This window comes from Streptomyces cahuitamycinicus, assembly GCF_002891435.1.
Lineage (GTDB): Bacteria > Actinomycetota > Actinomycetes > Streptomycetales > Streptomycetaceae > Streptomyces > Streptomyces cahuitamycinicus.
This window is the reverse complement of the sequence record NZ_POUC01000234.1, coordinates 1-12,353: the sequence shown is the minus strand read 5'-3', so window position 1 is coordinate 12,353 and position 12,353 is coordinate 1. Positions and strand designations below refer to the sequence as shown.

Sequence of the window (12,353 nt, the reverse complement as noted above, 5' to 3'; positions counted from 1 at the left end):
GGCCAGGGGGAGGGAGGGTCGCTGCGCCGCACCCTCGGCCTCTGGCAGCTCACCATGATCAGTATCGGTGCCACCCTCGGCACCGGCATCTTCGTCGTGCTCGGTGAGGCCGTCCCCAAGGCGGGCCCGGCCGTGACCCTCTCCTTCGTCATCGCCGGTCTCACCGCCCTCTTCTCGGCCCTGTCCTACGCCGAACTGGCCGGCTCCATCCCGGTCTCCGGCTCCTCGTACTCGTATGCTTACGCAACGATGGGCGAGCTGATCGCCTGGATATGCGGCTGGTGCCTTGTCCTGGAGTACGGCGTGTCGGTCGCCGCCGTCGCGGTCGGCTGGGGCGAGTACCTCAACGAAATGCTCGACGGGACCATCGGCGTCACCATCCCTGCCGCCCTGTCCGCCCCGCCCGGCGACGGAGGCGTGTTCAACCTGCCGGCACTGATCGTCGTACTCCTGGCCATGGCGTTCCTGCTGGGCGGCGCCCGCGAGTCCGCCCGAGCGAACACCGTCATGGTCATCGTGAAGATCGCCGCGCTGGTGATGTTCTGCGCCATCGGCGTCCAGGGCTTCCGCTCCGGCAACTACGAGAACTTCATGCCGCTCGGCATGGCCGGGGTCAGCGCCGCGGGCGCGACCCTGTTCTTCTCCTACATCGGCTTCGACGCCGCCTCCACCGCCGGTGAGGAGGCCAAGAACGCCCAGCGCGACCTGCCCCGCGCGATCATGCTGTCGCTGGTCATCGTCACCGCGCTGTACGTCCTCGTCGCGGCCGTCGCGGTCGGGGCCAAGCCCTGGAAGGGATTCACAGACTCCGAGGCCGCGCTCGCCCAGATCATGCGCGAGGTCACCGGGCAGACCTTCTGGGGCACCCTGCTCGCGTTCTGCGCCGTCATCGCCATTGCGAGCGTGGTGCTGACCGTGCTGTACGGCCAGACCCGCATCCTGTTCGCCATGTCCCGCGACGGGCTCGTGCCGAAGGTGTTCGCCAGGGTCCACCCGAAGTCGGGCGCCCCTCGCGCCAACACCCTGATCGTGTCGCTGTTCTGCGGTGTCCTGGCCGCCGCGGTTCCGCTCGGGCAGCTGGCCGACGCCACCAGCATCGGCACCCTGTTCGCCTTCGCGCTCGTCAACGTTGCCGTCGTGGTGCTGCGCCGGACCAAGCCGGACCTGCCCCGCACCTTCCGGGTGCCGCTCTCGCCGGTCCTGCCCGTGCTGGGCTTCGCCTTCTGCGTCTGGATGATGGGCAGCCTGTCGACCGTGACCTGGGTGGTCTTCGGTGTCTGGATGGCCGCCGGGCTCGTGTTCTACTTCGTGTACGGCTTCCGCCGTTCCCGACTCGCGCCATCCGAGAAGTGACCGACCCACTGTGCTGAACGATCTCGACGAACGCATCGTGCACGCCCTCGCCGAGGACGCCCGCCGCTCCTACGCCGACATCGGCGGGCTCGTCGGCCTGTCCGCGCCCGCCGTGAAACGGCGTGTGGACCGGCTGCGGGCCACCGGAGCCATCACCGGCTTCACCGTACGGGTGGACCCGGGCGCCCTCGGCTGGGAGACCGAGGGGTTCGTCGAGATCTACTGCCGCGGGAACACCTCCCCGGAGACCATCCAGCGGGGCCTGGAGCGCTACCAGGAGGTCGTGGCCGCGTCCACCGTCACCGGGGACGCGGACGCGATCGTCCAGGTCTTCGCCTCCGACATGCGCCACTTCGAACGGGTCCTGGAGCGGATCGCCGGGGAACCGTTCGTCGAGCGGACCAAGTCCGTGCTCGTGCTCTCGCCGCTGCTGCGGCGCTTCTCGTCGGGTTCCCCCACGTAACCTTGTGGCCCGTTCCCCGCGACACCTCTAGCCTGAGTGTCATGACCTGGCGACATTGATCCACCAGCCGTGCCTCCCGAGGACCGCCTCGGACGCCGTACCTCCGGCATCCGATCCGTCCTTCCGGGAAGGCCTCATGACACTCTCACCCGCACGCGTGCCCGCCACCGGCGTCCGCCGTCTGACGACCACGCTGTACGGCTACGCGTTCCTCGACGACTTCGTCCTGCTCTACCCGGTGTACGCGCTGCTGTTCGCCGACACCGGCATGTCGCTCTGGCAGATCTCCTCCCTGTTCGCCCTGTGGTCGATCACCTCCGTGGTGCTGGAGGTGCCCTCCGGTGCCTGGGCCGATGCCGTCTCGCGCCGGAGGCTGCTCTGGATCGGCCCGCTGCTCACCGCCGCGGGCTTCGCGCTGTGGGTGGCCGTCCCGTCGTACGGGGCCTTCGCGGCTGGTTTCGTCCTGTGGGGCGCCGGCGGCGCCCTCGGCTCCGGCGCGCTGGAAGCGCTGGTCTACGACGAACTGGACCGGCTCGGCGCCGTCGGCCGGTACGCGCGGGTCATGGGCCGGGCCCGGGCCGCGCGACTGCTGGGCACCGTGGCCTCTATCGGCCTGGCGGGGCCCGTCTTCGCCCAGGGCGGCTACGCGGCCGTCGGAGCCGCGAGCTTCCTGGCCTGTGTGCTGACCGCCGCCACCGCGACCCGGTTCCCCGAGCACCGGGTGCCGGCGGACAACGCGGGCGACACCTGGGCGACGACCCTGCGGACCGGACTCGCCGAGGTCCGCGGGAACCGGTCGGTGCGCGGTGCCCTGCTGCTGGTCCCGGCCGTGGGCGCGGTGTGGGGCGCGCTCGACGAGTACACCCCACTGCTGGTCCGCGACCTCGGCGTCGCCGAGGCGACGGTGCCCTACCTGATCATGCTGATCTGGGCCGGCGTCACCCTCGGCAGCCTCCTGGCCGGACCGGCCGAACGCCTCGGACCGAGCGGGCTCGCGGTGCTGCTCGCGGGCGCCGCCCTCGCCCTGGCCATGGGAGCCGTGTCCCGCTCCCTGGCCGGTATCGCCCTCGTGAGCCTCGCCTTCGCCGGGTTCCAGCTGGTCGAGGTGCTCGCCGACGTCCGTCTCCAGCACCGCATCGACGAGTCCCGCCGGGCCACGCTGACCTCCGTGGCGAGCCTGGGCACCGAGCTGGCCACGGTCGCCACGTTCGGCGTGTACGCGGTGCTCGGCACGGACCTGTCGCACGGCACGGTCTTCGCGGTGCTGGCGGTTCCCTATCTGGTGACGGCCCTGGCGCTGGCTAGAGCTCGGGCTGCCACGGGACGACCGTGAAGTCGCCCGTCCCCTTCTCGACCTTCTCGAAGGGGGCGGAGCTGACGCACCTGGGCAGCTCCTTCGTCTCGGCGGGACTGCCCGTGGCGGCCCAGCTGTAGCCGAGCCGGTCGTGACGGCCGGAGTCGTGGACGGTGACGCCGACCCGCTTGCCCTTGGCGCCCGGCAGGTCGGACTCGGTGATGACGCCGGAGACGACGGCGACCTTGCCACCGGTCAGCAAGCAGTCGACCTTGGCCTTCGCCCGGGCGCCCTTGCCGTTCAGATAGTGGCTGAACTCGAAGGTGCCGGTGGCCTTCGCCGGGTCGGCCTTGTCCTTCGCGGCCAGATGCGCGTCGAACGAGAACGTGATGTCGTCCCCGGCCGAGCGGTACAGCATGGCGGTGCCGGTGAGCGCTGCGGCCTCACGCTGCCGGGGCTCGTCCGCCGCGGTGGCGGCCGAGGCCACTCCGGCCGTGAGCAGCAGCGCGGAGGCGAGCACGACGATCTTCGTACGGCGCTTCATTTTGGTCCTTTCCGCAGGTCCTGTGGACAGCCCTTACTCTTCCGGCTCCGCGGGTGAAGAACATCGCGCTCGGGACGGGACCCCACCTCCGCCGCACGGCGGGCAGGACCGTACGCGGCTGCGCTCCGGGGAGGAGCCGGTGTCCGACCCGGGGTGCGCAACGAATCGCCGCCCAGCCCCGGACGCACGCAACGAACCGTTCACCGGCGCGCAACGGCTCCTTCTTGTCCGCCCTGGTCAGCCGCCCGTACCGTCTACGTGGCCCCTCCAACCACCCTTTCGCCCGGTGAGGAACACCCATGCGCACCGCCCTGCTCCAGAGCTCCGGCCGGCCCGGCTCCACCGTCGAGAACCTCAAGGTGCTCGACGGGGCCGCGGGCCGGGCCGCCGCCGCGGGCGCGGGGCTGCTCGTGACGCCGGAGATGTTCCTGACCGGGTACGCGATCGGCGACGGCATCGGCCGCCTCGCCGAGCCCGCGGACGGCGAGTGCGCGGACGCGATCGCCGGGATCGCGACGGGACACGGCCTGGCGATCGCCTACGCCTACCCCGAGCGCGACGGCGACGCCGTGTTCAACTCCGCCCAGCTGATCTCCGCCGACGGCACCCGGCTCGCGAACTACCGCAAGACACACCTCTTTGGCTGCTTCGAGCGCGACCACTTCACGCCCGGGAACCAGCCCGTCGTCCAGGCCGAGATCGACGGCCTCCGGGTCGGCATCCTGATCTGCTACGACGTGGAGTTCCCGGAGAACGTCCGCGCCCACGCCCTCGCCGGCACCGACCTGCTCGTCGTCCCGACCGCGCAGATGCACCCGTTCCAGTTCGTCGCCGAGTCGATGATCCCGGTGCGGGCCTTCGAGAACCAGATGTACGTCGCGTACGTCAACCGGGCCGGCCGGGAGGGCGAGTTCGAGTTCGTGGGGCTGTCCACGCTCGCCGGGCCCGACGGGATCGCCCGGACCCGGGCCGGACGCGGTGAGGACCTCGTCCTCGCCGACGTCGATCCCGTCTTCCTCGCCGCCTCGCGCGAGGCCAACCCGTATCTGCTCGACCGGCGGCCCGGCCTCTACGGGCCGCTGGTCTGACCACCCTCGCTGAACCGCCCGTTCGTACCCGTGCAAGGAGTCCGCACCCCATGACGTCCACCGTGCCCAACGCCGTCGAGCACGCAGACGCGCAAGCGCCGCCGATCACCATGTTCGGCCCGGACTTCCCGTACGCGTACGACGACTTCCTCGCCCACCCGGCGGGCCTCGGACAGATACCCGCGACCGGGCACGGCACGGAGGTCGCGGTCATCGGCGGCGGCCTGTCCGGCATCGTCGCCGCGTACGAGCTGATGAAGATGGGCCTCAAGCCGGTCGTGTACGAGGCCGACCGGATCGGCGGGCGGCTGCGCACGGTGGGTTTCGACGGCTGCGACGAGTCCCTCACCGCCGAGATGGGCGCGATGCGCTTCCCGCCGTCCTCCACGGCCCTCCAGCACTACATCGACCTCGTCGGCCTTGAGACCCGGCCCTTCCCCAACCCCCTCGCCGAGGCTACCCCGTCGACCGTCGTCGACCTCAAGGGCGAGTCGCACTACGCCGAGACGATCGCTGACCTGCCCCAGGTCTACCGGGACGTCGCCGAGGCCTGGGGCCGGTGCCTGGAGGAGGGTGCCGACTTCTCCGACATGAACCGCGCCCTGCGCGAGCGGGACGTCCCGCGCATCCGCGAGATCTGGTCCAAGCTCGTCGAGAAGCTCGACAACCAGACCTTCTACGGCTTCCTCTGCGACTCCGAGGCGTTCAAGTCCTTCCGGCACCGCGAGATCTTCGGCCAGGTCGGCTTCGGCACCGGCGGTTGGGACACCGACTTCCCCAACTCCATCCTGGAGATCCTGCGCGTCGTCTACACCGAGGCCGACGACCACCACCGCGGCATCGTCGGCGGCTCCCAGCAGCTGCCGCTGCGCCTGTGGGAGCGCGAGCCGCAGAAGATCGTCCACTGGGCCCAGGGCACCTCGCTCGCGAGCCTGCACGAGGGCGGCGAGCCCCGCCCGGCCGTGACCCGGCTGCACCGCACCGCCGGCAACCGCATCACGGTGACCGACGCACACGGCGACATCCGCACCTTCCAGGCGGCCGTCTTCACCGCCCAGTCCTGGATGCTGCTGTCGAAGATCGCCTGCGACGACTCGCTCTTCCCGATCGACCACTGGACGGCGATCGAGCGCACGCACTACATGGAGTCCTCCAAGCTCTTCGTCCCGGTGGACCGGCCGTTCTGGCTCGACAAGGACGAGGAGACGGGACGTGACGTCATGTCGATGACGCTCACCGACCGCATGACGCGCGGCACTTACCTGCTCGACGACGGCCCGGACAAGCCCGCCGTCATCTGCCTCTCCTACACCTGGTGCGACGACAGCCTGAAGTGGCTGCCGCTGTCCGCGAACGAGCGGATGGAGGTCATGCTGAAGTCGCTCGGCGAGATCTATCCCAAGGTCGACATCCGCAAGCACATCATCGGCAACCCGGTGACGGTCTCCTGGGAGAACGAGCCCTACTTCATGGGCGCGTTCAAGGCCAACCTCCCCGGCCACTACCGCTACCAGCGGCGCCTGTTCACGCACTTCATGCAGGACCGGCTGCCCGAGGACAAGCGCGGCATCTTCCTCGCCGGCGACGACATCTCCTGGACGGCCGGCTGGGCCGAGGGCGCCATTCAGACCGCCCTCAACGCGGTCTGGGGCGTCATGCACCACCTCGGCGGCACGACCGACCCGACCAACCCGGGCCCCGGCGACGTCTACGACGAGATCGCTCCCGTCGAACTGCCCGAGGACTGAGCCGGTCAGGGACCAGCACCGCAGCGGCGGCCCGGCCAGGGACCAGCACCGCAGCGGCGGCCCGGCCAGGGACCAGCCCCGCAACGGCGGCCCGGCCACGGACTAGCCCCGCAGCGGCGGCCCGGTCAGGGGCGTGAGCAGCATGCGCCCGGCGAAACCCACCGCCGTGTCCAGGCGGTCCGTGAACTCGTCGGCGACATCGGGGAGTTCACGCAGGACCCACAGGGCCCGGGCCGCCGCCCAGGCGGCGTCCCGGGCGCGGTCCAGGCTCCAGGAGCCGAGCAGGTGGGCCAGCGGGTCGGCGATCCGGAACAGGTCGGGGCCCGGCATCAGATCGTCGCGGATGCGCTCCTCCAGCGAGACGAGGAGATCGCCCACCATGTCGAACTCGTCCTCCAGGTCGACGGGTGCGCAGCCGAGCGTACGGCAGGTGTCCACGACGGCCAGCGCGAGATCGTGCCCGATGTGCGCGTTGATGCCCGCCAGCGCGAACTGCAACGGACGTACCCCGGGATGGCGGCGCAACTGGAACAGCGGCCGCCAGCAGGCGGGCGGGCGCCGCTCGCCCGCCACCGCCTCGACCGCCGCGAGATACCGCTGTGCGAACCGTACGTCCAGCGTGATCGCGGCGTGGGCGTCCGTGAACCGCCCGGTGTCGACGTACCGGTCCACCGCCTCCGTCACGGCGAGGTAGACGCGGTTGAAGACAGCCACCCCGTCCCGCGGGTGCAGGGCCGCGTCGAGCGCGCGCATACGGGAGATGACGGAGTCGACCGGAGTGTCCACGGCTGGGGGGACTTGTTCGCATCGCGGCATGCGGGCAGAGTCGCAGCTCTAGGCTGGCGGGAGCACCGGCGGGCCCGGCGCTTCCCCGAAACGGGGGAACAGTGCCCACCGCAGGGGGAGGGGGAACAGCAGCGTGTCAGGCTCGCGTGCCCAGCGCCTGGCCGCCCGCAGGGCGGGGCGCAGGCGTGCCGCCCGGCGTGGCGCGATGGCCGTGGCGGCCTCGGTCGTCGTCGTGGCCGGCGCGGTCGCGGGGGTCGTCGCCGCGTTCGATGACGGCGGACGGGCCTCCGACGAGGCCGGGTCCCCCGAGGTGTCGGCCTCGCCCCGGCTCGCGCCGCTGCCGGCGGTGCCGTCGTCGTCCGCACCGGCCACCACCGCGTCCGCCTCGCCCTCGCCGTCCCCGTCCGCGCGCCGGACGAAGACCCCGATCCCCTCGAAGACCGCGAAGCAACAGGAGCGCACCTCCACCGTGGCCGGACGGCTCTACCGCCACCCCGGCTCCCAGGTCCTCGCGTGGGTCCGCTCCCACTCCGGGGACCCCCGGCACGGGGTCATCGCGTCCCGTATCGCCGAGCAGCCCGCGGCCGTCTGGTTCGCCGACTACTCCCCGCAGACCATCACCGCCCGGGTCGCCGCGGTGACGTCGGGCGGTGCCGCGCTGGGCCGGGTGCCCGTCGTCGTGCCGTACGCGATCCCCGGCCGGGACTGCGGCGGCCACTCCCAGGGCGGGGCGCCCGGCCTGGACGCCTACGACGCCTGGATCGACCGGTTCGCGGCCGGGCTGGGCTCGGGCGAGGTCATCGTCGTCCTGGAGCCCGACTCGGTCGCCCAGGCCGAGTGCCTCTCCGCCGGCGAACGTGCGGACCGCTTCGCCTCGCTGGCCCGGGCCGGCCGCGTCCTGAAGGCCGCCAACCCCCGGGCCCGGGTCTACTTCGACGCGGGACACTCGGGCTGGAACGCGCCCGGCAAGCAGGCGGCCTGGCTCAGGCAGGCCGGTGCCGCCTCGCCGGAGTCCTCCGACGGCATCTTCAGCAACGTCTCCAACTTCCACACCACCGCAGCCGAGGTCGCCCACGACCGGCGGGTCCTCGACGCGCTCGGCGGCCCGGCGAGCCTCGGCGCGGTCATCGACACCAGCCGCAACGGCAACGGCGCCCCGGCCGACGGCGAGTGGTGCGACCCGGCGGGCCGCAAGCTCGGCCGGACCCCGACCCTGAGCACCGGCGAGGCCCGGATCGACGCCTACCTGTGGGTGAAGCTGCCGGGGGAGTCGGACGGCTGCAAGGGCAGGCCGGGGACGTTCACGGCCTCGTACGCCTACGACCTGGCTTCGCCGTAGCGGCTACGACTTGGCGTCGTCGTAGGAGGAGGTGCCCTCGTCCAGCAGCGGCGCCTGCGACTTCAAGTGGGCCGGGGCGAAGGCCCGCAGGGCGTGGTAGCCGGTGATGACGACCACCGTGCCGAGTGCGATGCCGCTCAGCGAGAACGTGTCCGTGAACTTCATGGATACGTTGCCGACGCCGATGATGATGCCCGCCGCCGCCGGCACCAGGTTCAGCGGATTGCGCAGATCCACCCCGGCGTTGAGCCAGATCTGGGCGCCGAGCAGCCCGATCATGCCGTACAGGATGACGGTGATGCCGCCGAGAACCCCGCCCGGGATCGCCGCCACGACCGCGCCGAACTTCGGGCATACGCCGAACAGCAGGGCAAAACCCGCGGCGGCCCAGTACGCGGCCGTCGAGTACACGCGGGTAGCGGCCATCACGCCGATGTTCTCGGAGTACGTGGTGTTCGGCGGACCACCCACAGCGGTGGACAGCATCGAGCCGACGCCGTCGGCCGCGATCGCCGTGCCGAGTTTGTCGTCCAGGGAGTCGCCGGTCATCTCGCCGACCGCCTTCACGTGCCCGGCGTTCTCCGCGACCAGCGCGATGACGACCGGCAGGGCGACCAGGATCGCCGACCACTCGAAGGACGGGGCGTGCAGCGTCGGCAGCCCGATCCAGTCGGCCTGGCCCACGCCGGAGAGGTCCAGCCGCCAGTGGTCGGTGACCTTGCCGCTCGCGTCCACCGAGTGGATCCTGCCGAAGACCAGGTCGGACACCCAGGAGATCCCGTACCCGAAGACCAGCCCCAGGAAGATCGCGATCCGGGACCAGAAGCCGCGCAGGCAGACGACCGCCAGACCGGTGAACAGCATCACCAGCAGGGCGGTCCACTGGTCCTGCGGCCAGTACGTCGAGGCCGTCACCGGAGCCAGGTTGAAGCCGATCAGCATCACCACCGCGCCGGTCACGATCGGCGGCATGGTGGCGTGGATGATCCGCGCCCCGAAGCGCCGCACGGCCAGCCCCACCAGGAACAGCGCGCCCCCGACGACGAACACCGCTCCGGTGACGGTCGCGCTGCTGCCGCCCTGGGCCCGGATGACCGCCGCCACGCCGACGAAGGAGAGTGAGCAGCCCAGGTAGCTGGGCACGCTGCCGCGGGTCGCGAGCAGGAACACGACGGTCGCGACGCCCGACATCATGATCGCGAGGTTCGGGTCCAGGCCCATGAGGACCGGCGCCACGAAGGACGCACCGAACATCGCCACGACGTGCTGGGCGCCGAGCCCCGCCGTGCGGGGCCAGGAGAGCCGCTCGTCGGGGCGGACCACCGCGCCGGGCGCCGGGGTGCGTCCGTCGCCGTGCAGTTTCCAGCGGACGCCGAGATCCATGGTGCGGTTTCGCTTTCGTCGTGCGTGCGAGTGTCCGGACCATTGTCGGGGCGAGCCCACCGTGCTGATGACCGGGGCGGGTGCCGGCCCTGGACCCGGCCGCCGCGACCGCGCGCACCGCCGCCGTCGCGGTGCGTTCAGGGCCGCGGGTCGGGGACCGCCGCGTCCGGCCGGCCGGTCTTCGTCCGCTCGCCGGGTCGGAGCACGCCCGCGAACGCCACCAGGCCGCACGACAGCGCCGTCACCAGGCAGAACGACACCATCAGGCTGGTCGCCTGAGCCAGCATGCCGATCGCGCTCGGCGCGACCAGCCCCGAGGTGTAGGTGATGGTCGCGACGCCCGCGATGGCCAGGCTCGGGTTGGATCCGCTGCGGCCGGCCGCAGCGAAGCACAGTGGCACGACGACGGCGATGCCCAGGCCCATCAGCGCGAACCCGCTCATGGCCACCGCCGGATGGTCCGCCACGACGATCAGCAGCCCGCCCAGGACGGCGAAGACACCGCTCGTCCGCACGGTCCGCACGGCACCGAAGCGGTCCACGACCTTGTCGCCGACGAGCCGCGCGACGGCCATGGTGAGCGTGAAGCCCGTCGTGCACGCCGCGGCGAGCCCGGCCGAGGTCTCCAGCTGCTCGCGCAGGTAGACCGCCGACCAGTCCAGGCTCGCGCCCTCCGCGAACACCGCGCAGAACCCGATCGCGCCGATGAGCAGCGCCGAGCGGGGCGGCAGCGCGAACCGCGGCGGCGCCTCCTCGTCCTCGGCGGGCTGCAGGTCGAGCACCCACTGGCAGGACAGCACTCCGACGACGGTGAGGACCGCGGCGGCCAGGACGTGGTGCAGCCGGGCGTCCGACCCGAGGTGCGCGGCGAGCGTGCCGGCCGCCGAGCCGACCAGGGCGCCCGCGCTCCACATGCCGTGCAGCCCGGACATGATCGACCGGCCGAGACGGTTCTCGACCTCGACCCCCAGCGCGTTCATCGCCACGTCCGCCATGCCCGCCGTCGCGCCGTATGTGAACAGGGCCAGACACAACGTCAGGAGGTTCGGGGCGAGGGACGGCAGGACCAGCGACAGCGTCCACAGGGCGATCAGCCCGCGCAGCGCGTTGCGGGCGCCGAAGCGGTGACTGATGCTCCCGGCGAGGGGCATCGCCACGGAGGCGCCGAGCGCGGGGAAGGCGAGAGCGATCCCCAACTGGCCCGCGCTCACGCCCGCGTGGTCCTGAATCCACGGCACGCGGGTCGCGAACGAGCCGGTCACGGCGCCGTGCACGGCGAAGACGGCGGCCACGGCGTACCGGGACCGCTTCACCTCGCGCTGTTCGTCGACCACGTTGCCCATTCTGCGGTTCCCCTCCAGGTCTGCGCCGTGCTCGTGTCCGGTGCGGGCGTAAACTATCAGGAACCCTGCCTGATAATAAGAGGGTCTCCCTGCGGGCCACGGTCGACGGCTCCGCCCGTCTGGAAGGATCCCGCCATGCCCGCATCCCCGAGCACCGCCCGGGCCATCAACGACCGGCTCGCCCTGCGTCTGCTCCAGCAGGAAGGCCCTTTGACGGCAGGGCAGTTGAAGCAGCTGACCGGTCTGTCCCGGCCCACCGTCGCCGACCTCGTCGAACGCCTCACCGCCGCCGGTCTGATCGCGGTGGTCGGCGAGGCGGGGGAGCAGCGGCGCGGTCCCAACGCGAAGGTCTACGGCATCGTCGCCGACCGGGCGCACCTGGCCGCCCTCGACATCCGCACCGAGGGCGTCGCCGTGGCCGTCGCGGACCTGGTGGGGCGGGTGCTGGCCGAGGCGTCGGTGCCGATCGGCGGGGACATGGGGACGGGTCCCGCCGTGGAGCAGGCGGTCACCCTGGTCGAGCGTGTGGCGAAGGAAGCCGGTGCCGACCGCTTGCACACCGTGGGGATCGGGGTGCCCGGCCTGATCGACCCGTCCAGCGGCGAACTCCGTGACTCCACCGGGCTGCCGGAGTGGCATCGCCGGTTCGTCGCCACCCTCCAGGAGCGTCTGCCCGAGGCTCGCGTCCGCGTCGAGAACGAGACCAATCTCGCGGCGCTTGCCGAGCAGCGCGACGGGGTGGCCCGGGACCGGGACACGTTCGTCCTGCTGTGGCTGGGCCACGGGACGGGGGCGGCCGTGGTCCTCGACGGCGCCCTCCGCCGCGGTGCCTCCGGCGGCACCGGCGAGATCGGTTTCCTCCCGGTCCCGGGTACGGCAGCACTGCCGACCTCGACGGACTGCGAGGGCGGTTTCCATTCGCTGGCCTCGTCGGCGGCGGTCGTGGACCTCGCGGCCGAGTGCGGAATGCCGGCGACGCCGGGTGAGCGGACGTCCGCGGTGGGGGTGGTAC

At 71.9% G+C, this 12,353-nt stretch carries 11 protein-coding genes; 7 read left to right on the top strand and 4 right to left on the bottom strand.

Going from position 1 to position 12,353, the window contains the following annotated elements; genetic code table 11:
* The 3 genes from C1J00_RS26870 to C1J00_RS26860 form a co-directional block, all read left to right on the top strand.
* Positions 1–1,353: amino acid permease (locus C1J00_RS26870; RefSeq protein ID WP_102911602.1), on the top strand; the 1,353-nt coding region annotated here is incomplete at its 5' end.
* A 10-nt stretch (positions 1,354–1,363) separates the two neighbouring features.
* Entirely contained in the window at positions 1,364–1,816 is a 453-nt protein-coding gene (locus C1J00_RS26865; RefSeq protein ID WP_062925738.1) for an Lrp/AsnC family transcriptional regulator, read from the top strand.
* A gap of 136 nt (positions 1,817–1,952) precedes the next feature.
* Positions 1,953–3,149: an MFS transporter gene (locus C1J00_RS26860; RefSeq protein WP_102911601.1), complete on the top strand. Its 1,197-nt coding sequence runs from the start codon at positions 1,953–1,955 to the stop codon at positions 3,147–3,149.
* Here the strand turns inward: C1J00_RS26860 and C1J00_RS26855 are convergent.
* A complete protein-coding gene (locus C1J00_RS26855) occupies positions 3,118–3,654 on the bottom strand; it encodes a Repetin (RefSeq protein WP_102911600.1) in 537 nt (178 codons plus the stop codon). The two genes, C1J00_RS26860 and C1J00_RS26855, sit on opposite strands and share 32 nt — an antisense overlap.
* 299 nt (positions 3,655–3,953) lie before the next feature.
* Between C1J00_RS26855 and C1J00_RS26850 the strand changes: the two genes are divergently transcribed.
* Positions 3,954–4,742, top strand: a complete 789-nt coding sequence (locus C1J00_RS26850) for a carbon-nitrogen hydrolase family protein (RefSeq protein WP_102911599.1) — start codon at positions 3,954–3,956, stop codon at positions 4,740–4,742.
* A gap of 50 nt (positions 4,743–4,792) precedes the next feature.
* Positions 4,793–6,490, top strand: coding sequence for a flavin monoamine oxidase family protein (locus C1J00_RS26845; RefSeq protein WP_102911598.1), 1,698 nt, complete (start codon positions 4,793–4,795; stop codon positions 6,488–6,490).
* 102 nt (positions 6,491–6,592) lie between these two features.
* Here the strand turns inward: C1J00_RS26845 and C1J00_RS26840 are convergent, their stop codons facing one another.
* Positions 6,593–7,306: a DUF5995 family protein gene (locus tag C1J00_RS26840; protein WP_102911597.1), complete on the bottom strand. Its 714-nt coding sequence runs from the start codon at positions 7,304–7,306 to the stop codon at positions 6,593–6,595.
* Between the two features lie 175 nt (positions 7,307–7,481).
* Here C1J00_RS26840 and C1J00_RS26835 point away from each other — a divergent pair, with 175 nt between their 5' ends.
* A complete protein-coding gene (locus tag C1J00_RS26835) occupies positions 7,482–8,615 on the top strand; it encodes a glycoside hydrolase family 6 protein (protein WP_102911596.1) in 1,134 nt (377 codons plus the stop codon).
* 3 nt (positions 8,616–8,618) lie between these two features.
* On the opposite strand, the gene C1J00_RS26830 is transcribed toward C1J00_RS26835, so the two are convergent.
* Both C1J00_RS26830 and C1J00_RS26825 read right to left on the bottom strand, forming a co-directional pair.
* Positions 8,619–9,998: a uracil-xanthine permease family protein gene (locus C1J00_RS26830; protein WP_102911595.1), complete on the bottom strand. Its 1,380-nt coding sequence runs from the start codon at positions 9,996–9,998 to the stop codon at positions 8,619–8,621.
* Between the two features lie 137 nt (positions 9,999–10,135).
* Complete coding sequence (locus C1J00_RS26825) at positions 10,136–11,341, bottom strand: MFS transporter (RefSeq protein ID WP_102911594.1); 1,206 nt, start codon at positions 11,339–11,341, stop codon at positions 10,136–10,138.
* 135 nt (positions 11,342–11,476) lie between these two features.
* On the opposite strand from C1J00_RS26825, the gene C1J00_RS26820 reads away from it, so the two are divergent.
* On the top strand, positions 11,477–12,353 hold an 877-nt coding region (locus C1J00_RS26820), incomplete at its 3' end, for an ROK family transcriptional regulator (protein WP_146046261.1).